Below are 18,370 nucleotides of genomic sequence, written 5' to 3' on the forward strand. Positions count from 1 at the left end.
GGGCTACGCGGACTTTTCGTAAAGGGCTGTTTGGAGGTCGTGAACGGCGCGCTCATACCCCGATCGCCCGCCAAATGCCTTCACCAACTGCACAGCCGTGCCCATCTGGTCAAAGGGTGCGATCTTTAGCACCTGAACGTCGTCGAGGTTCAGCAGCCCCTCGTCCTCGTATTTGGTCAGCAGGGCCTCTAGGACCGTGCGCGCCTGCAGTCCATAGCGAGTGAACACATCTCGCTTGCGGACGCTGTCAGCACGTTCCTGGCGTGTAAGGGGCGGTTGATCGAAGGCGACGTGACAGATCAGGTCAAAGAGGTCCAGATCCTTGCCCGCCAAGTCGCGGACCGCCTCCAGCGGCAGTCCCTCGTCCGCCAGTTCCTCGATAATGGCCTGCTTGCGGTCCACCTGATTCCAGCGCCTCAAGAAGGCGTCGAGCGATGCATACTGTTTGCGCAGCGTGTTGCGGGTGAAGTCGCGCAAGCTCTCCGTGACCAGCTTTCCGTTCGCGTCGAGATACTCGATCCGCTCCGAGACGACCGCCACGGCGACGCCGTCGACAAACACCTTTCGCTGCCTCCGTCCCAACCCGTCAGTGATTGTGATGTCAGGCTGATCAACTACGACTTCGTCCGGTCCCGGAACAGGAGGCACGGAGTCACTGCCCTCCTCGATCACCTCAGCATCTTCGGGAGGCGTAATGGGATCGAAGTCGCCCGGCTCGTAGATCTGGACCGGCTCGCCGTCGAAATCCGGATCGGCGAAGTGGTTGGTGGCACCCCTGAAATCCATGAGGGTGAAGTAATATTTCCGGGTGTCCTCGTGGACGCGGGTGCCTCGACCGACGATCTGTTTGAACTCGGTCATTGACCCCACCGAGCGGTCCAGAACGATCAAGCGACAGGTCTGGGCGTCGACCCCGGTCGACAAAAGGCGTGAGGTCGTCACCAGCACGGGATAGCGCGCCTCGGGGTCGATGAAGTTACCCAGCTGCGCTTGACCTTCCTGGTCGCTGCCGGTGATGCGCATGACGTAGCGGGCGTTCTTGGCGACCAGATCCTGATTTTCGTTGACCAACGCCCGACGCATGCGGTCTGCATGTTCTTCATCCACACAGAAAACGATAGTTTTCTGGAAACGGTCACCGCTCTCCTTCAGAAACTCCGTGACGCGACGCGCGACTAGTTTCGTGCGCTCATCCAAGACCAGGACGCGGTCGAAATCCTTGGTGTTGTAGATGCGGTCCTCGATCTCCTCTCCACCTCGGTCGGTATCGCCATGCTGCGGACGATAGCCTTCGATGTCGCGGTCGAGGTGGACCTTTATGACCTTGTAGGGCGCGAGGAAGCCGTCGCGAATGCCCTGCTTCAGTGAGTATGTATAAACGGGCTCGCCGAAGTAGGCGCTGTTCGAGGCGTATTCGGTCTCCTTCGGCGTAGCGGTCAGTCCAACCTGTGTTGCCGACGAGAAGTGGTCGAGAATCTCGCGCCAAGCGGAGTCGGCGGCAGCGCTGCCGCGATGGCACTCGTCCACAACAATGAGGTCGAAGAAGTCCGGCGAAAACTCTCGGTAGAGCTTCTTCGCCTCCTCCGGGCCGGTGATGGCCTGATAAAGCCCAAGGTAGATCTCATAGGCAGTGTCGATCCGGCGGCGGCGATCCATCGCTAAAGGCAAGTCTATCTGTGTTCCGTCAGACCGTTCGATGGTTTTCGACTTCGTCGACAATTTCGCCATAGCCGGCCCGAAAGGCCTGAAATCATTCACCATGGTCTGATCGACGAGAATGTTGCGGTCGGCGAGGAACAGAATCCGCTTTTTCCGTTTCGCTCGCCACAACCTCCAGATGATCTGGAAGGCCGTGTATGTCTTGCCGGTCCCCGTGGCCATCACGAGCAGGACGCGGTCCTGGCCTTTGGCGATCGCCTCAACTGCGGCATTGACGGCGTTGACCTGGTAGTAGCGAGGCACCTTTCCGCTGCCGTCGTCGAAATAGTCCTGAAGAACGATTTTTTCAGCCTCCGGGGTCAGCCCCTTCCACGTCCGGTAGCGCGACCACAGGTCCTCGGGGGAAGGGAAGGCGGCGAGAGACAAAGTTGTTTCGCGTTCCGCGCTCACGCCCGTCCGGTCGTGAAAAACGAACCCTGTGCCGTTGGATGAGAAGACGTAAGGAATGTCCAAGGTCTCAGCATATGCCAGCGCCTGCTGCATGCCGTCTCCGACACTATGCTTGTTGTCCTTCGCCTCGATCAGGGCGATGGGCAGGTTCGGCTTGTGGTAGAGGACATAGTCGGCCCGCTTGGCCTTGCCTCGCGTGACCAGTTTGCCGCGAACGATTATGCGACCTTTGGTGAAGCTGACTTCTTCTCGGATTTGAGAGGCAAGATCCCAACCAGCGCCTGTAACGGCGGGCGTGATAAACTTCGAACAGACGTCTCGCTCGCTGAAGGAATATCGTGTCATACGCGTCGAAGGCGTCCATGAACGGATCCGCCTGATTTGATTGTGTAGCTGGTCATCAATCATCCCCCATCGGTCACATTACCAGAGCAAGAACCTCTTCATTCGGCAAGCATGCGTTGTGTCAACGACGCTATTCACGTCGCCCAAATGGGTGGAAGACAGAAATCTGAAGGGGCGGCGCCACTGCCTTGGCTTAATCGCTCCGCGACAATGTCTAGCTCTTGCATTGTCGGCGGCCGTCCAGCCGGAAATGTCCGCGATCTTCCGAGCGGTGTCCGCGATATTCCGAGATGACAGGGCAGGCGCTTCTCACAGCCCGGCTTTTTGCTCCGAACAGCATGCATCGGCCGACGTCTAACCGTCATGGCGGAGTTCTCTCGGAATATTGCGGACACCGCTCGGTATATTGCGGACAGCAGACGTGCCCCCATGCCGCTATGCATGCACTTCCATAAGGTCGGTCAGACGGGTCGTATATCTTGGCGAACGGTTGTTTGCCCTGGTGGACCAGGCCGTCTCCTTGCCTATTCCACCAGGGCGAAGGGTGCCTCGCCCGAACCTCGCGTTGACCGCGTCTAACGCCCCCATCAGACGTTCAGATCGCACCGAGTCAGCCGTTGATAGCAGATCTCGCGGGCTTTCCGCTTCCGGCTGAAGGTCCAGCAGTATGACACCGCACTTGGCGTAGCGGAGGCCTGGTCTCCACATCGATCGGCCCGCCGCCACCGCTTGGCGGATCAGAGCAAAACTGTCGCTCGTTTGCTCGATCTCGAATGACCGCTGTCCGTTATACCATGGCTCGCCGGAGTGCGGGTTCGTGTGGAAGAATACCTGCATCGCGTTCGCCGACAGCCCGTGTTTGCGGCACTTCTCAGCGGCCCGCGAAGCGTGAGCGGCTAAGGCTTCGCGCATGTCCACCCAAGTCTCCACCGGACGACCGAACATCCGTGTGACTGACACGGTCTGCTTCTGCTCCGGCGCCAACGTTAAGGGCATGCAGGACACGCCGTTCAGTTCGGCGTGGGTCCGCTGTCCAGTGACGGTCATCAGCTTCCGGACCGACGCAGAGGGAAGCGCCGCGAACTGCTCCACAGTGAAGACGCCGAGATTATTCAGCTTGGTCTGCGATGCACCGCCGACGCCCCAAATCTCAGAAATCGGCATCTCTTCGAAGGCGCGGCGACGAACCGCAATGTCGCTGAAATCCGATACGCCAGCCACCAAGCCCTTTGCGTGCTTGTTGGCCAGTTTCGCCAGGGTCTTCGTTGGCCCGATGCCAATGCAAGTGGGGATTTTCGCTACCTGCCTCACGCGGTCACGAACCCGTCGGCAATAGTCCACCCGCGCGAACTGCGTCAGATCGAGAAACATCTCGTCGATTGAGTAGGGCTCGACCCTTTGAAAGTGCTCCGACAAGACCTCGAACACCCGGCGGCTCATGTCACCGTAGAGGGCGTAGTTCGACGATTTCGCAATGACATTGCGGAACTCTGGCTTGCGTCTGGACAGGTGCCAGACCTCTCCCATCTTCACTCCCAGCGCCTTGGCCTCGGCGGATCGGGCTATTGCACACCCATCGTTGTTCGACAGGACGATGACGGGCTTCCCGACCAGGGTGGGGTCGAAAGCTCTCTCACAGGAAACATAGAAGTTATTGCCGTCGATCAGCCCGAACATCACACTTCGGTCCTGACTAGGGCGGCGATCATCGCCCAAACCTCGGTCTCGTCTGAAATCACCTGAGCCGGTTGGTTCGCCGGCTCAAGCCACCAGACGCCATTTTTCTCAGTCAGCACCGCCAGCACGACATCGCCGTGAAGAAAGGCGACACAGACCTTTCCTGTGCGAGGTTCTCCGTCTGTGTTGACCACCAGGATGTCGCCGGAATGGATCCCGCGAGCTTTCAGGCCGTCACCTTTGACGCGGACGGCGTAGCGTTGGGGCCGACGGAGTTCGAGCAGATCGGCCAAGTCTGGAACCGCTTCAACGTGGTCCTGCGCCGGGCTTTGGAACCCGGTGGTCTCGTCGCCCTGATATGCCCTCTCGCCCATCAGTCAGCGATGAGCACAAAACAAGAACATAGCAAGGGCGTGCGGAAATCATGCCCATGTTCCACAGGGGCTCTGCGTCCCATTCTGACGTGTTGAGGACGGTGGCTACTTTCTATCGCGCCCTTGGCCTATCGCTGCTTGCCCACAAGGCTCAGGCCGGTGCTTACTGTCCCAATGAGCGATTATGAAAAGCGCCTGGACGCCCAGATCGGTGAGGCCATTCGCAAACGCAGGGAAGCTTGCGGCATGTCACAGCGCCAGCTTGGCATTGCGACCGGCGTTAGCTTTCAGCAAGTGCAGAAATATGAAGAGGGCAAAAACCGGATCGCGAGTTCCAAGCTCGTGCTGGCCGCTGATGCGCTGAAATGCGAAGCCAGCGAACTGCTCGGAGAGGACAACGCGGACTTTCCCGGCGCTCACCGGATGATGCGAGCTTGGTCGAAGCTCAGCCAGGAGCAGCGCGAAGCGGTCACCTCAATGATAGAGACCTTCGCCAGCTAGTGCGCCGCTATGTGTAACAACTTCGCATCTCATGTGTCCGCGAATAGGATCGTTGAGGCGTTCAGCCAATGCGGGTCTCCCCTTCGCTTTGAAGGTGGCGTGATCCCCAACTTGCAGCCTCGCGATGACATCCGGATTGGTGATCTGGCTCCTGTTGTGACTTGGGACGAAGGCCCCCTGCTAACCGAACTGAAGTGGGCGTGGAAATCCCCGCAGGGGCGTCCAGTGTTCAACTTCCGCAGCGACGGTCGCAGCTTTGAGGAGTCGAACAGATGCCTGGTCCCGGCCAGTGCTTTCTACGAGTTCACTGACGCTGAGCCGGGCCAGAAACGTAAGACCAAATGGTCGTTCACCGTGGCGAACGAGGAATGGTTCTGGATCGCGGGGCTCGTCAAGGATGGTGCATGGGCGATGTTGACGACAGAGCCTGGTCCCGACATCGCGCCCTACCACGACCGTCAGATCGTCGTCATGGGCACTGGAGACGGATTGGACTGGTTGACGCTCCAGCGTCCTCAAAACGAGCTTCTGAAGCCCTCTGCAGGGGGCTCGCTGTCTGTGAAGAAGGTGTTTCCGTAAAGAGGCTGAGCGTTCGGCTCTCAGCCAAGGAAATCGGACTCTAAACGTCAAGCTGTGCTGGCAGACGGCTCAGCAAGTCGTCGAATAAAACGCGTTCATCTACGCCGATCGCGCGAGCGATGGCGATCATGTCCAGCACATTCATCTGGCGTTCGCCCACCTCGATTTTTGCGAGCCAGCCATGATGAACCTTCCCCAAACGCCCTTCCACCTCGCGCTGTGTCAGCCCCTTTGCAAGGCGAGCCGCCACGACGACCTGAACGGCTGTCCGGTAGTCTTCTGATGACACCCACTTCCGCATCCGCGCGCCTTCCAGGGAGGGAAGACCTGCGCTAGAGGCAGTCGCATCTGGTTCTATTTCGGAACCAAGCTTGTGAGCCTATTCGGAGAAGTCTGTGCGCTTGAAAAATCTCGTAGTGGCTGTGGTTCTGGCAAGCTCGCCGGCGGTTGCTGCCAATGCTCAGCCTAAGACGAGTTTTACGTATCAGACCACGACTCCTGAGCGCCTGGTCCAACGGATCTCGCAGCATTGCATGGCTTTCGGCTCGGTGATCGAGGTCACGCCGAACCAGGTGAAGTGCGAGACCACCCTGACCAATGAGCAGAAGGCAAACCTCCGCTTCCTCCGCTTCCGCCAGCGTGGCTACTCAGACCAGGTCCGCCAGTTCGTGACCTACACCGTCGTCCCCAACGGGGAAGGCTCCATCGCCCAGGGTCGAGAGTGGGTTGAGGCTCAGATCGGATCACAGACCAGAACCGTCGAGCTCGACGTAAACCGACCCTACGGTGCTTCGCACTGGCTGCAGTATTTCGGTGGGCGCTAATCCCTACATAGTCCGCGTGATTGCCTAAACCTAAGTAAAATCAGTCTGATACTGTCTGTCTCCAACGACATTTGGAGACAGGAAATGCTTACCTTCAATCTCATCACAATGCTTGGAGAACAAGTCTCCGGCATCGAGCCGATTATATGTGGCGACCAGCAGGACGCCGTCGCCTACTCGTGCGGCGTCCTGACCGAGCGGACCAAGGCTCACGCGGAGATGTATGCGAACCTCAGTGTTTATTGGTCGCTGGAAGAGGGCGAGCGCTCTCTCGGCGATGCGACCGTTCCCGCTGGTCGCAAAGTTGGCACGTGGCGTCTGGTGTTTTCCGGTGGTCAGCCGAAGCTCGCTTGGGCCGATTGTGTTCAGGGCTGACGCTGCTACGCGCATCTGCTACGCGTAACCAAATTCCCGCTGATCAACGGTCTTGGGGCACTTAAGCTGCGCTTGAAGTTAGAGTTTGGTGGAGCCTCCCCTCGGCTCCACCAGGCGATTTCCGAGAATTTATTTCAGCGCGACATAGCCGCGCTCGATGATGCGGCGCAGCGCCTCATAGGCTTCGGCGAGTTCGTCGAAGGCGGTGCGGGCGGCGGTCAGGCGGGCGACCTGGTCGGCGGTGACGGCCGAGCCTGAGTGGGCCAGGCGCAGGGATTCCGCGACCCATTTGGCGCGGGCCGTGGCGGTCATGACCGCCAGCTTCTGCAGAGAGGCGGCGTCGACGCCGGTCAGGGCCTGGCCGATCACCTCGCGGTTGGCGACGAAGGCGGCGTAGTCGATCTGTTCCAGCTGGCCGCGCAGGCGGCGCTGTTCCTGAGGATCGGTGTCCTGGGGTTCGAAATGGTCGCTGTGGCGACGCACGCTCGAGGTCATCTTGGTGGACACTTCAGGCCCTTCCCCGGCTGGTTTGGCGCGGTCTGGAGCGACCGGGCCGAGGAAGGTTGCGCCTCGCCGGTTAACGACGCGTTGCGGCGGAGGCGAAGGCGGCTGATCGGACGGCGAACTCCCGACGGAGTTCGATCGGCGAACCTCAAGCGCGACGGCAAGCGCTAGGGTGATCTGGTCAATCCGGAGTTGCAGGCGTATCGTTTGCGCGTGAAACGGAGAATGCCATGCTGAGCCTGCTGATGCTGCTGCTTGCCCAACAACCGGTCGTTCACCCTGCGCCGCTCGAGGACGCGCCGAAGGTTCGGGTGATCCCCGACATCGACCCCGCCGCCCGGGGCTGCGAGACTATGCTGACCGAGGCGAATGGCGCCGCGCGGCCCGCCGCCGGACCTTCTTCCCTGCTGGATCGCGGGCGCGACGCGGGACAGGCGCGCCGTTATCTGCTGCTGGATCGTCGGGATCAGAACGGCTGTCCCCTGCCGATCAGCTTCGCCATACCCGATCAGCCCCGCGCCCTGGGGCGCGAACTGGGGCCCTCGCCGAGCTGGGGCGCCCCGGCGACGCCGCGATTCTGATTTCAAAAACGCCTTAACTGCGGGGATGGGCGGCCGCATAGGCGCTGAGAAGCCTGTCCGCATCGACGCCGGTGTATTTCTGGGTCGTCGACAGGCTGGCGTGGCCCAGCAGTTCCTGGATCGAACGCAGGTCGGCGCCGGCGCCCAGTAGATGGGTCGCGAAACTGTGGCGCAGGGCATGGGGGGTGGTGCGGTCGGGCAGACCGAGCCGCCCGCGCAGCCGCTGGACCGAGGCCTGGACGTGGCGCGGGCTTAAGGGGCCGCCGCGTCGGGCGCGGAACAGGGCGTCGGTCGGCTGGAGCGGGAAGGGCAGCAGGGCCAGATAGGCGTCCACCGCCGCGCGCACGGCGGGCAGGATCGGGGCGATCCGGGTATTGGACCCCTTGCCGACGATGCGCAGGGTCTCGCCCAGCGGCGCATCGCTGCGGACCAGCGACATGGCCTCGGAAATCCGCAGGCCGCAGCCGTAGAGCAGGGTCAGCACCGCCCGGTCGCGCGCGGCCTCCCACGGTTCGGCGTCGGGATCGGCGTCCGGCTCGGCCAGCAGGCCGCGCGCCTGATCTTCGGTCACCGGCCGGGGCAGGGACGGCTTGACCTTGGGACCGCGAACCAGGGCCAACTGCGGAGCGGGCGTGTCCAGCCGCCGGTCGAGAAAGGCGTGGAAACCGCGAATGGCCGACAGGCTCTGGCTCAGCGACCGGGCCGCCAATGGGTGATCTCCGGATCGTCGCTCGGCCATGTGGGCGCGGACCTCGGCGGCGGTGATCGTCCCCATGTCCTTCAGCGACAGCGCCTCGCCGCGATGGCGGTCAAGGAAGGCGACATAGAGCCGCCCGATGTGCCCATAGGCCTCCAGCGTGCGCGGCGACAGCCGACGCTCGTGCGCCAGATGGTCCAGCCAGGCGCGCAGGGCGTCGGAGGCGGTCAGTTCAGGGCTTTTCAGTTCAGGACGGGCCATCGCTCGGCCATCCGCTCCGTCACCCGCGCCAGGAAGGCGGCCAGTTCGCAGCCCATGTTGGGTGTGAAGCCTTCCGGCTCGGGCGAGCCGAAGGCGCAGATGCAGGGGCGCGGCGGTCCGCCCGGCGTCAGGTGCGGGGCCATGCGGACCAGGGCGATGGACCGCACCTGTTCCTCGGCCGCGCCGAAGAAATTCAGTCCTTGTATCATTGGGCCGAGCCAGGTCAGGCCATGCTCGCCCAGCAGGTTGTCGACATCGCCTTCTTCCAAGGCGCGCCAGCCGAAGGGCACGCCGCCCGGTTTTTCCAGAGCGATGGCGGCGCCGGCCAAGCCGAACCGCCCCTGCGCCGCCGCATCCAGCCGACGGGCCAGATCGGAATGGTTCTTGGCCTCCATCAGGTCCAGGGTCGCAACATGCGTCTGGGTCTGGGCGGCGAAGTTGGCGCGGGCGATCAGTTCGATCTCACGCCGGGCGCCGGTCTCGCGCTCGACCACGGCCTCCAGTCGTGTCAGGGCGGCGGCGCCGAACTCGACCACATTGCGGCCGTGCGGCCGCAGACCGATCTCTTCCAGCAGGGAGCGGTCGTCCAGCAGGGTCTGGGGATGGGTCTGCAGCCAGCCGCGCACGTCGGGCCAATGCAAGCCGTCGCCGATATGGGGCGCTGCGTCCGATTCCGACGTTTCGAAAAGGTCCAATGAGCCGCTCAAACAGACCTCTCCGGGAACCGCGATGCTACAGAATAGACTGACCCGTCTTGGCCCAGTCCGCCACGAAGGCATCAAGACCCTTGTCGGTTAACGGGTGGTTCACCAAGGCCTTGAATGTGTCGGCGCCGAAGGTGGCGGCGTCCGATCCTGCGACGGCGGCGGCGGCGACATGGCCCACATTGCGCAGGGACGCGGCCAGGATCTGGGTCTCGAAACCGTGCACGTCATACAGGACGCGGATTTCTTCCAGAAGGCCGATGCCGTCGGCGCCGTTGTCTTCTAGACGTCCGACGAACGGCGAGACGAAGGTGGCGCCGGCCTTGGCGGCCAGCAGCGCCTGGGCGGCCGAGAAGCACAGGGTGACGTTGGTCTTGATGCCCTTGTCGGTGAAGACGCGGCAGGCGCGCAGGCCATCCCAGGTCAGGGGCAGTTTCACCACCACGTTCGGCGCGATGGCGGCCAGCTTGTCGCCTTCCTTGACCATGGTCTCGAAATCGAGCGAGACGGCCTCGGCGGAAATCGGCCCCTCGACCAGGGCGCAGATTTCGGCGATGACCTCGGCGATGTTCCGACCCGACTTGGCGATCAGCGACGGATTGGTGGTGACGCCATCCACCATTCCGGTGGGGACCATGTCCTTGATGACGGCGACGTCGGCGGTATCGAGAAAGAGTTTCATGGGCAGGGCTTTTAGCGCCACCGACGATAGGAATCGAGCCCAATCCTCCCCCGATGGGGGAGGATCAAGTGAAAGTCGCCTCGGTCCTCATTCCCCTTCCGGTGCCGGAGGCCTTCGACTACGAGGTTCCCGAGGCGCTGAGCCTGGCACACGGAGATTTGGCGCGGGGCGATCAGGTCGCTGTGCCGCTGGGGCCGCGCCTGATCCGGGGCGTGGTGTCTGAGGTGTTCGAGACGACGGGCTCGAACCGGCGCCTGAAGGCGATCGACAGCCGACTGGACGATCCGCCCCTGCCGGCGGGCGTGATGGATTTTGTCGAATGGGCCGGGCGCTGGACCCTGTCGGCGCCGGGCGAGATGGCGGCGACGGCGTTGAAGGGCTTGCGCGCGCCTCGGCCCCGGCCGGAACGCCGGGTGCGACGCCTGGGCGAGCGGTCGCCGTCGCGCGCCACCCCGGCGCGGACGGGCGTGCTGGAGGCCCTGGGCGATCGCGCCATGCCGCCGGCCGACTTGGCGCGGGCGGCGGGCGTGTCGTCGGGCGTGGTCAAGGGCCTGATCGACGAGGGCGTGCTGGAGATCATCGAGATCACTGCCGAGGCGGCGTTCGACCGGCCCGACCCCGACCACGCCCCCGCCTCGCTGAACGGCGACCAGGCGGCGTCGGCGACGGCGATGGCGGATGGCGTGGCGGGTGGCGGCTTCCGCCCCTTCCTGCTGGATGGGGTGACGGGGTCGGGCAAGACCGAGGCCTATCTGGAGGCCATTGCGCGGGTGCTGCGGGCCGATCCGGCCGCGCAGATCCTCATCCTGCTGCCCGAGATCGCCCTGACCCAGGCCCTGATCGAGCGGATCACAGCGCGGTTCGGCGCCGCCCCGGCCGAATGGCATTCCGGCGTCGCCCCGCCGCGCCGTCGCCAGGTGTGGGAGGCGGTCGTCGCCGGGCGCTGCAACATCGTGGTCGGCGCGCGCTCGGCCCTGTTCCTGCCCTTTACGAACCTGCGTCTGATCGTGGTGGACGAGGAGCACGACGGCTCGTTCAAACAAGAGGAAGGCCTGGTCTATCACGGGCGAGACCTGGCGGTGGCGCGGGCGCGGATCGAGGGGGCTGCGGTGGTCCTGGCCTCGGCGACGCCGTCGCTGGAGACGCTGTGGAATGCCCAAAGCGGGCGTTACGGCTGGCTGAAGCTGGGCGCGCGGCACGGGACGGCGGTGCTGCCGGACATCGCCCTGCTGGACCTGCGCCAGAATACGCCCGATCCCCAGACCTGGCTGTCGCAGCCCCTGCGCCTGGCCATCGGCGAGACCTTGTTGCGGGGCGAGCAGACGCTGCTGTTCCTGAACCGGCGCGGCTATGCGCCCGTCGTCCTGTGCCGGGCCTGCGGGCATCGGTTGACGGCGCCGGACACCGACAGCTGGCTGGTCGAGCATCGCTATACCGGACGACTGGTCTGTCATCTGACCGGCTTTTCCATGGCGCGGCCCAAGCTGTGTCCGTCGTGCGGGGCCGAGGATTCGCTGGTCTCGGTCGGCCCCGGCGTCGAACGGGTCGAGGAGGAGGTGCGCCAGCTGTTCCCCGAGGCGCGGACGGCGGTGTTCAGCTCCGACACCGCGCCCGACGCCCGGTCGGCGCGCGCCCTGATCCAGCGGATGACCGACGGCGAGATCGACATCCTGGTCGCCACCCAAGCCGCCGCCAAGGGCCACAACTTCCCCCGCCTGACCCTGGTGGGGGTGGTGGACGCGGACCTGGGGCTACGCGGCGGCGACCTGCGGGCGGCCGAACGGACCTATCAGCTGCTGGCCCAGGCGACGGGGCGAGCGGGCCGCGCGGATCGGCCGGGGCGGGCCCTGTTGCAGACCTGGACCCCCGAACATCCGGTGCTGATGGCGCTGGCGGCGGGCGACCGCGACGCCTTCGTCGAGGCGGAGATGGCCGAGCGAGAGGCGGCGTCCCTGCCCCCCTACGGCCGGCTGGCGGCGATCATCCTGTCGAGCGAGAATGCGGCAGCGGTGGAGAAGACGGCCAACGACCTCGCCCAGGCCATTCCCAACGCCGAACGGCTGGAGGTCTATGGCCCCGCCGATGCGCCTCTGGCCCTGGTGCGGGGGCGACGGCGCAAGCGACTGCTGGTGCGGGCCGACCGGGACGTGAACATCCAGGCCTTCCTGCGCGCCTGGCTGGCGCGGGTGAAGGTCCCGGCCTCGGTCCGCCTGACGGTGGACGTGGACCCCTATTCTTTCTTGTAAGCGCTTAGACCGCCATCACCGTGCCGAGCAGCACGCGGGCTCCGGGCCGGCCCAGGGTGGCGTTTGTCGCGGCTTGAAGATCGGCGGACAGCTGATCGATGTTGGGCACGACGCCCGGCCGGACGCTGTTGGCGAAGCGCTGGGCGGCGGTGTTGTAGGCGGCGCGCAGGCGCGGCGCCGACTGCTGGGCGCGGGTGCGCAGGGCGGCGTCGGGCACGTCCACGCCCGTCTCGATCGACAGGACGCCGCGACGACCGCTGGCGTGGATGATCGAGGCGGTGACGACCGGCAGGCGGAAATAGGTCTCCGCGGACGCGGTCCCGCCGCCGCTGCTGGACGACGCCCTGGCGGGCGACGAGGCTGAGGTCGAGGCGGCGGCCGTCGCGACGACGGCGAGACCGAGAAGAGCGCGGCGTTCCATGGCCTACTCCCTAACAGGTATCGCTTAAGAAACTGCTGAGCTACGCATATAAGGACATCCTTATATGTTTATTGCTCCTTCACGTCTGCCGGGCTATGAGGCCCCAAACCTTCTTGCGGCCAGGAGCCCGACCCATGACCGACTATATCGTCCGCGACATCTCCCTTGCCGACTGGGGCAATAAGGAAATCGAGATCGCCGAAACCGAAATGCCGGGCCTGATGGCTCTGCGCGAGGAGTTCGGCGCCAGCCAGCCGCTGAAGGGCGCCCGCATCGCCGGCAGCCTGCACATGACCATCCAGACGGCGGTCCTGATCCAGACGCTGGAAGCCTTGGGCGCCGAAGTGCGCTGGGCCTCGTGCAACATCTTCTCGACCCAGGACCACGCCGCCGCCGCCATCGCCGCCAACGGCACGCCCGTCTTCGCCACCAAGGGCGAGACGCTGGAAGAATACTGGGACTACGCCCACAAGATCTTCGAATGGGCCGACGGCGGCTATCCGAACCTGATCCTGGACGACGGCGGCGACGCTACCCTGCTGTGCGTGCTGGGTCCGAAGGCCGAGAAGGACATCTCGGTCCTGGCCAATCCCCAGAACGAAGAAGAAGAGGCCCTCTTCAAGGTCATGAAGCGCTATCTGGCTGAGAAGCCCGGCTTCTATTCGGCCATCCGCGACGCCATCGGCGGCGTGTCGGAAGAGACCACCACGGGCGTGCACCGCCTGTATCAGATGGCCGAAAAGGGCGAGCTGCCCTTCCCCGCCATCAACGTCAACGACAGCGTCACCAAGTCCAAGTTCGACAACCTGTACGGCTGCCGGGAATCGCTGGTCGACGCGATCCGTCGCGGCACCGACGTCATGCTGTCGGGCAAGGTCGCGGTGGTCTGCGGCTACGGCGACGTGGGCAAGGGCTCGGCCGCCTCGCTGCGCCAGGGCGGCGCCCGCGTGATCGTGACCGAGATCGACCCGATCTGCGCCCTGCAGGCCGCGATGGAAGGCTATGAGGTCCAGACGCTGGACGACACCGCCGGCCGCGCCGACATCTATGTGACGACGACCGGCAACAAGGACGTCATCACCGTCGACCACATGCGGCAGATGAAGAACAACGCCATCGTCTGCAACATCGGCCACTTCGACTCGGAGATTCAGGTCGCCGGCCTGAAGAACTTCAAGTGGGACGAGATCAAGCCGCAGGTCCACCACGTCGAGTTCCCGGACGGCAAGAAGATCATCCTGCTGTCGGAAGGCCGCCTGGTGAACCTGGGCAACGCCACGGGCCACCCGTCCTTCGTGATGTCGGCGTCCTTCACCAACCAGACGCTGGCCCAGATCGAACTGTGGACCAACGCCGACAAGTACGAGAACAAGGTCTACACCCTGCCCAAGCACCTGGACGAGAAGGTCGCCATGCTGCACCTGGCCAAGCTGGGCGCCAAGCTGACCGTCCTGACCAAGGACCAGGCCGATTACATCAACGTGCCGGTCGAAGGCCCGTTCAAGGCGGATCACTACCGTTACTAAGCTCTCCCCGAGGCTGGAACCGCGAGGTTCCAAGTGACGAGGGCGTCTTCGGACGCCCTCGTCGACGTCCTGGTGGTCGGGGCCGGCGCGGCCGGGATGATGGCCGCCATCGAGGCCGGGCGACGCGGGCGGCGGGTCAGGGTTGTGGACCATGCCGACCGGCCCGGCGAAAAGATCCGCATCTCGGGCGGCGGGCGCTGCAATTTCACCAATCTGGGCTGCGGACCGGCGAACTTCCTGGGCGAGAACCCCCGGTTCGCGACCTCGGCCCTGCGCCGCTACACCCAGCACGACTTCGTCAAGCGCATCGACAAGGCCGGAATCGCCTGGCACGAAAAGACGCTGGGCCAGCTGTTCTGCGACGACAGCGCCAAGCAGATCGTCCGTATGCTGACGGAAGACATGGCGACGGCGGGCGCCGCCCTGAACATGAAGACCGGCGTGGAGCGGATCGCGCGATCCGGCGACGGCTGGGCGGCGACGCTGTCGGACGGATCGCAGGTCGCGGCGGCGTCTCTGGTCGTGGCGACCGGCGGCAAGTCGATCCCCAAGATGGGGGCGACCGGCTGGGCCTATGAGATTGCGCGCCAGTTCGACATTCGCGTCACCGAGACGCGGCCGGCCCTGGTGCCTCTGACGTTCGAGGCGGGGCTGCTGGAAACGCTGGTTCCGCTGGCGGGGGTGGCGGTGGACGCCTCGGTCGCCTCGGCGCCCGAAGGGGCCAAGGCGCGCAAGGCCAGCTTCAACGAGGCCATGCTGTTCACCCACCGGGGCCTGTCCGGGCCGGCCATTCTGCAGATCAGCTCCTACTGGCGCGAGGGCGAGGCCGTGGTGGCCAGCATGGCGCCCGGTCGCGACGTGTTGGAGGAGTTGAAGGCTGCCAAGGCGTCGAACGGGCGCCAGGCCGTGCATACGGCGCTGGGCCATATGGTGCCGCGTCGCCTGGCCGAGAGCCTGTGCGTGCGCGAGGGCGCGTCGGGCAATCTGGCGGACCTGTCGGACAAGGTGCTGAGGCGGCTGGATCAGGCGGTCAACGCCTGGGCGGTCAAGCCGGTGGGGTCGGAGGGCTATCGCACCGCCGAGGTCACCTTGGGCGGGATCGATACGGCCGCGCTGGATCAGCAGACGATGCAGGCCAAGGCCGTGCCGGGGCTGTATTTCATCGGCGAGGCGGTGGATGTGACCGGCTGGCTGGGCGGCTATAATTTCCAGTGGGCCTGGTCGTCGGGCTGGGCGGCCGGGCAGGTCTGCTAGGCGGCGGGTTTCAGACCCTAGCGGAGAAAAAAAGAGAGTGCAGTTCGTGCACTTTCTGAGCAAGGTGTTGTTCTCTAGCAGATTTTTGGCCTTCCAAGTTTGGACTCCCGTCCAGACCGTCTGAAAGCAGAGCCGAATGCGTTCGGTGGCGATGTCAAAGACCAAAGGCCCGATCATACACCCTGCCGACATCGTGCGCAGAAGATGACCGATCAGGCGCCATAACGCGCGGAAAACACGCTGAATCCTCGGCGAGAATGCGCGGGTTGACGCGCCAGCTCCATCATTGACGTGTCCCCTCGAGGCCTTGCGCGGCTACCAGCCTGCGGCCCCGCGACGCATGGCGGGGAGGGGATGCGGCGCCTAGCTTGATGGGGCGGTACGGGCCCCTCTGGCGTCGTTCCCGTTCGGCGTCTCCTCCTTCCTGCGCCGGACAGGGCGGCGCGATGTCGAATCGCACGGGAGCGTCGGCGCGGCGGGTGAGATCCCCCCTTTGATCCGCTGCGTCGGCTCCCGATCCCCCGTTCCCTCGATCGACATGGAGTCCCGATGCCCCTTCTGATGTGCCCCAACGACAATGCCGCGATGCAGACACTGGAACGGGACGGCGTCCAGTTCGACATGTGCCCGACCTGCCGCGGGGTCTGGCTGGATCGCGGCGAGCTGGAAAAGCTGATGGCCGCCGCCGTCGAGGAAGGCCGCGCCGCCGCGCCGGCGCCCCAGGCCTACGCCCCGCCGCCGCAACCGCAAGCCTATGCTCCGCCTCCGTCGCAGCCGTGGGGCGGCGGGCAACAGCCCTATCGCGACGACCGGGGCTACAAGGGCCGCGACGACCGCCACCGCGATGACGACTATCGCTACAAAAAGAAGAAGCGCGACAGCATCTTCGACATCTTCGACTGAGGGAACAGCCGGCCCGATCTAGGCGGCGAGACCCGCCGCCTGCATCAGGCCCTTCAGGGCGGCGACGCTTTCGGGCGCGGCGGACAGGGCCGTGCGGACATCCGGGGCGCGCAGCAGTTTGACCGCCTCGGCCTTGGCGCGATCGGCCGCAGGACCCATCGGTCCGGCCTCGCCCACCGCCAGTTTCAGCAGGGCCGCCAGCTTCTGGGGAGCGGAGACCTGGGCGCGGACGATCTGGCCGACCAGATTGGCGTCGCCTTCCAGATTGCCCCCGACCGCGCCGATGGCCTCGACAATCTGGGCCTGGTCGTGCTCGCCCAGATGGGCGGCGCGCACCGAGCGCTGAAGCCGGGCCAGGGTCGCCAGCTTCTGCGAGGCGCTGGGGCCGCCGGGCGTGGGCTGGCGGATCTCGGTCTCGAACCGCAGCGAGGTGATGCAGGCGCTGAGCCAGCGGGCGGCGGCGCGCTTGTTCGCCCCGCCGGTGACGTTTTCGCACAGTCGGGTCAGATGCTCGGCCTCGGCCAGGACGGTGGGGCAGTTGTTGACATAGGCGCCGACGAAATCGGCCGTCACCAGGCTCTTGGAGCGTTCGACGAAGGCGGTCTGGACGTCTTCCAGCGTCAGCAGGCGACCGGCCGACGCCGTCAGGGCCATGGCCAGCAGGCGCAGGATGTCGATCTCGCCGACCGGGTCGTGGGGCCGTAACCGACGCGGGCTGGTCAGTTCGCGCGTCACCAGCTTGGCGAGCGAGGCCGCCAGAAGGGGGAAGTCGCCGGCCGACAGGTAACGGCCCAGCCGCGCCGCCGGGCCGTCGACCTCGGGCATCATCAGGGCCATGCGCGGGTCCATCCGCAGCAGGCTGTCGACCTCGTTGGGCGCGACCATCCGCACGATGGCCGCCAGGTTGGCGCCCTGATCCAGCGAGGGGCCCAGGATTTCGCTCAGATTGGTGCGCACGGACAGCATTTCGGCGACGATCTGCTCGATCGCCACCACGACCAGGGCGCGGGGCTGGCCGTCGGCCGGGGCGGCGTCCATCAGGTCCATCAGGGTGTTCAGCCGCTCGCGCGCGCCGCGTCGGTCGCGCAGGGCGCCGGCCACCACCCCGCCCATGCTGAAGGCCCGGTCCGGCGCGCCGTTCAGCCGGTGCGCCAGGTCGGCGATGGAGCGGTCCTGCACCGACGGGAATTGACCCGCGCGTCCGGCCTTGAGCAGGCGGGCGATGCTCTGCTCGGCCAGCTTCTGGTAGTGGCGCACGACGCCGTGGACGTCCTGGCCCGTGGCCTGGCTCTCGGGCACGGCCACCTTCTGGATGGCGTGCTGAAGTTCGACGCCGGCCGCCTCCAGCCGTTCGGCGATGTCGGGGCGGTGCAACAGTTCGAAGGCCGTGACCCCCTCGCGCTTCAGCCACTCCTCCAGCACCCGGCCGATCAGGGCGCGGGCGTGGGGGGCGTAAAGTTCGACGGGATTGCTGCAGGCCGGACGCACGGCCTGTTCGACAGGCTTCTTCTTTTTCTCTTCCGGCATGCCCAGCGACAGGATGGTCAGGGAGTTGAACTCCATCGTGTCGGGATCCAGCGTCTCCTTGGTGACGCGGGCGGCGACAGCCAGGCGATCGTGCATCTGATCTTCGGCCGTTTCGATGGCGTGCTGGCGCACTTCGGTGGCGATCAGCAGGGTCCACGCCGAGGGCGCGCTCTTGCGGATATAGACTTCGTAATGGATCGGACCGGCCATGCGGCCACCTTGTGCGGCAAGGCTTTAAGGCCAGGTTGTCAGCGGCCGATCTTTCGCCTCACGACGGATT

The 18,370-nt window shown here is 65.0% G+C and carries 19 protein-coding genes; 9 read left to right on the forward strand and 10 right to left on the reverse strand.

The features are described from left to right. Positions 1 to 3 precede the first annotated feature (3 nt). The 3 genes from hsdR to ACODSC_RS10270 all read right to left on the reverse strand — a co-directional run bounded on the left by hsdR (position 4) and on the right by ACODSC_RS10270 (position 4,505). Positions 4 to 2,454: an EcoAI/FtnUII family type I restriction enzme subunit R gene (hsdR, locus tag ACODSC_RS10260; RefSeq protein ID WP_488813797.1), complete on the reverse strand. Its 2,451-nt coding sequence runs from the start codon at positions 2,452 to 2,454 to the stop codon at positions 4 to 6. Positions 2,455 to 2,889: 435 nt separating this feature from the next. Next, the gene (locus ACODSC_RS10265) at positions 2,890 to 4,131 is read right to left on the reverse strand and encodes a Y-family DNA polymerase (RefSeq protein WP_488813798.1); all 1,242 of its coding nucleotides are present in this window, start codon (positions 4,129 to 4,131) and stop codon (positions 2,890 to 2,892) included. Beyond that, positions 4,131 to 4,505, reverse strand: coding sequence for a LexA family protein (locus ACODSC_RS10270; protein ID WP_488813799.1), 375 nt, complete (start codon positions 4,503 to 4,505; stop codon positions 4,131 to 4,133). Before ACODSC_RS10270 ends, ACODSC_RS10265 begins: the two co-directional genes overlap by 1 nt. A 174-nt stretch (positions 4,506 to 4,679) precedes the next feature. On the opposite strand from ACODSC_RS10270, the gene ACODSC_RS10275 reads away from it, so the two are divergent. Both ACODSC_RS10275 and ACODSC_RS10280 read left to right on the forward strand, forming a co-directional pair. Continuing rightward, complete coding sequence (locus ACODSC_RS10275) at positions 4,680 to 5,006, forward strand: helix-turn-helix domain-containing protein (RefSeq protein WP_488813800.1); 327 nt, start codon at positions 4,680 to 4,682, stop codon at positions 5,004 to 5,006. A gap of 9 nt (positions 5,007 to 5,015) precedes the next feature. After that, positions 5,016 to 5,585, forward strand: coding sequence for an SOS response-associated peptidase family protein (locus ACODSC_RS10280; RefSeq protein WP_488813801.1), 570 nt, complete (start codon positions 5,016 to 5,018; stop codon positions 5,583 to 5,585). Positions 5,586 to 5,625: 40 nt separating this feature from the next. Here the strand turns inward: ACODSC_RS10280 and ACODSC_RS10285 are convergent, their stop codons facing one another. Further along, positions 5,626 to 5,886: a helix-turn-helix domain-containing protein gene (locus tag ACODSC_RS10285; protein ID WP_488813802.1), complete on the reverse strand. Its 261-nt coding sequence runs from the start codon at positions 5,884 to 5,886 to the stop codon at positions 5,626 to 5,628. A 100-nt stretch (positions 5,887 to 5,986) separates the two neighbouring features. Here ACODSC_RS10285 and ACODSC_RS10290 point away from each other — a divergent pair, with 100 nt between their 5' ends. Both ACODSC_RS10290 and ACODSC_RS10295 read left to right on the forward strand, forming a co-directional pair. Continuing rightward, complete coding sequence (locus ACODSC_RS10290; protein WP_488813803.1) at positions 5,987 to 6,409, forward strand: hypothetical protein; 423 nt, start codon at positions 5,987 to 5,989, stop codon at positions 6,407 to 6,409. An 84-nt stretch (positions 6,410 to 6,493) separates the two neighbouring features. Beyond that, positions 6,494 to 6,784, forward strand: a complete 291-nt coding sequence (locus tag ACODSC_RS10295) for a hypothetical protein (RefSeq protein ID WP_488813804.1) — start codon at positions 6,494 to 6,496, stop codon at positions 6,782 to 6,784. A 129-nt stretch (positions 6,785 to 6,913) separates the two neighbouring features. Here ACODSC_RS10295 and ACODSC_RS10300 read toward each other — a convergent pair whose 3' ends face one another. Next, positions 6,914 to 7,291: a hypothetical protein gene (locus ACODSC_RS10300; protein WP_488813806.1), complete on the reverse strand. Its 378-nt coding sequence runs from the start codon at positions 7,289 to 7,291 to the stop codon at positions 6,914 to 6,916. 227 nt (positions 7,292 to 7,518) lie between these two features. On the opposite strand from ACODSC_RS10300, the gene ACODSC_RS10305 reads away from it, so the two are divergent. Beyond that, the gene (locus tag ACODSC_RS10305) at positions 7,519 to 7,869 is read left to right on the forward strand and encodes a hypothetical protein (RefSeq protein WP_488813807.1); all 351 of its coding nucleotides are present in this window, start codon (positions 7,519 to 7,521) and stop codon (positions 7,867 to 7,869) included. 13 nt (positions 7,870 to 7,882) lie between these two features. Here the strand turns inward: ACODSC_RS10305 and ACODSC_RS10310 are convergent, their stop codons facing one another. The 3 genes from ACODSC_RS10310 to fsa are packed head-to-tail and all read right to left on the reverse strand — an operon-like array spanning position 7,883 to position 10,213. Further along, complete coding sequence (locus tag ACODSC_RS10310; protein WP_488813808.1) at positions 7,883 to 8,827, reverse strand: tyrosine recombinase XerC; 945 nt, start codon at positions 8,825 to 8,827, stop codon at positions 7,883 to 7,885. Then, positions 8,809 to 9,522, reverse strand: a complete 714-nt coding sequence (locus tag ACODSC_RS10315) for a DUF484 family protein (RefSeq protein WP_488813809.1) — start codon at positions 9,520 to 9,522, stop codon at positions 8,809 to 8,811. The genes ACODSC_RS10310 and ACODSC_RS10315 overlap by 19 nt, the downstream gene beginning before the upstream one ends. A gap of 37 nt (positions 9,523 to 9,559) precedes the next feature. Beyond that, complete coding sequence (fsa, locus tag ACODSC_RS10320) at positions 9,560 to 10,213, reverse strand: fructose-6-phosphate aldolase (RefSeq protein WP_026108568.1); 654 nt, start codon at positions 10,211 to 10,213, stop codon at positions 9,560 to 9,562. A 68-nt stretch (positions 10,214 to 10,281) separates the two neighbouring features. On the opposite strand from fsa, the gene ACODSC_RS10325 reads away from it, so the two are divergent. Further along, positions 10,282 to 12,459: a primosomal protein N' gene (locus tag ACODSC_RS10325; protein WP_488813810.1), complete on the forward strand. Its 2,178-nt coding sequence runs from the start codon at positions 10,282 to 10,284 to the stop codon at positions 12,457 to 12,459. Between the two features lie 4 nt (positions 12,460 to 12,463). Here ACODSC_RS10325 and ACODSC_RS10330 read toward each other — a convergent pair whose 3' ends face one another. After that, complete coding sequence (locus ACODSC_RS10330; protein ID WP_488813811.1) at positions 12,464 to 12,880, reverse strand: Tat pathway signal protein; 417 nt, start codon at positions 12,878 to 12,880, stop codon at positions 12,464 to 12,466. Between the two features lie 134 nt (positions 12,881 to 13,014). On the opposite strand from ACODSC_RS10330, the gene ahcY reads away from it, so the two are divergent. From ahcY to ACODSC_RS10345, 3 genes are all read left to right on the forward strand, one after another. Continuing rightward, a complete protein-coding gene (ahcY, locus tag ACODSC_RS10335; protein WP_488813812.1) occupies positions 13,015 to 14,406 on the forward strand; it encodes an adenosylhomocysteinase in 1,392 nt (463 codons plus the stop codon). 33 nt (positions 14,407 to 14,439) lie between these two features. Beyond that, the gene (locus tag ACODSC_RS10340; RefSeq protein ID WP_488813813.1) at positions 14,440 to 15,660 is read left to right on the forward strand and encodes a BaiN/RdsA family NAD(P)/FAD-dependent oxidoreductase; all 1,221 of its coding nucleotides are present in this window, start codon (positions 14,440 to 14,442) and stop codon (positions 15,658 to 15,660) included. A gap of 549 nt (positions 15,661 to 16,209) precedes the next feature. Further along, complete coding sequence (locus tag ACODSC_RS10345) at positions 16,210 to 16,563, forward strand: TFIIB-type zinc ribbon-containing protein (protein WP_488813814.1); 354 nt, start codon at positions 16,210 to 16,212, stop codon at positions 16,561 to 16,563. An 18-nt stretch (positions 16,564 to 16,581) separates the two neighbouring features. On the opposite strand, the gene ACODSC_RS10350 is transcribed toward ACODSC_RS10345, so the two are convergent. Continuing rightward, entirely contained in the window at positions 16,582 to 18,300 is a 1,719-nt protein-coding gene (locus ACODSC_RS10350) for a hypothetical protein (RefSeq protein ID WP_488813815.1), read from the reverse strand. Between the last annotated feature and the right edge of the window lie 70 nt (positions 18,301 to 18,370).

The sequence above is a fragment of the Brevundimonas sp. FG128 genome (assembly GCF_057809775.1).

What these genes read in the sequence shown, in the direction of transcription:
- ACODSC_RS10310 (WP_488813808.1), bottom strand. Translation starts at nt 8,827, where the DNA reads ATGGCCCGTCCTGAACTGAAAAGCCCTGAACTGACCGCCTCCGACGCC.
- ACODSC_RS10350 (WP_488813815.1), bottom strand. Translation starts at nt 18,300, where the DNA reads ATGGCCGGTCCGATCCATTACGAAGTCTATATCCGCAAGAGCGCGCCC.
- ACODSC_RS10305 (WP_488813807.1), top strand. Translation starts at nt 7,519, where the DNA reads ATGCTGAGCCTGCTGATGCTGCTGCTTGCCCAACAACCGGTCGTTCAC.
- ACODSC_RS10275 (WP_488813800.1), top strand. Translation starts at nt 4,680, where the DNA reads ATGAGCGATTATGAAAAGCGCCTGGACGCCCAGATCGGTGAGGCCATT.
- ACODSC_RS10285 (WP_488813802.1), bottom strand. Translation starts at nt 5,886, where the DNA reads ATGCGGAAGTGGGTGTCATCAGAAGACTACCGGACAGCCGTTCAGGTC.
- ACODSC_RS10270 (WP_488813799.1), bottom strand. Translation starts at nt 4,505, where the DNA reads ATGGGCGAGAGGGCATATCAGGGCGACGAGACCACCGGGTTCCAAAGC.
- ACODSC_RS10295 (WP_488813804.1), top strand. Translation starts at nt 6,494, where the DNA reads ATGCTTACCTTCAATCTCATCACAATGCTTGGAGAACAAGTCTCCGGC.
- ACODSC_RS10345 (WP_488813814.1), top strand. Translation starts at nt 16,210, where the DNA reads ATGCCCCTTCTGATGTGCCCCAACGACAATGCCGCGATGCAGACACTG.
- ACODSC_RS10280 (WP_488813801.1), top strand. Translation starts at nt 5,016, where the DNA reads ATGTGTAACAACTTCGCATCTCATGTGTCCGCGAATAGGATCGTTGAG.
- ahcY (WP_488813812.1), top strand. Translation starts at nt 13,015, where the DNA reads ATGACCGACTATATCGTCCGCGACATCTCCCTTGCCGACTGGGGCAAT.
- hsdR (WP_488813797.1), bottom strand. Translation starts at nt 2,454, where the DNA reads ATGACACGATATTCCTTCAGCGAGCGAGACGTCTGTTCGAAGTTTATC.
- fsa (WP_026108568.1), bottom strand. Translation starts at nt 10,213, where the DNA reads ATGAAACTCTTTCTCGATACCGCCGACGTCGCCGTCATCAAGGACATG.
- ACODSC_RS10265 (WP_488813798.1), bottom strand. Translation starts at nt 4,131, where the DNA reads ATGTTCGGGCTGATCGACGGCAATAACTTCTATGTTTCCTGTGAGAGA.
- ACODSC_RS10330 (WP_488813811.1), bottom strand. Translation starts at nt 12,880, where the DNA reads ATGGAACGCCGCGCTCTTCTCGGTCTCGCCGTCGTCGCGACGGCCGCC.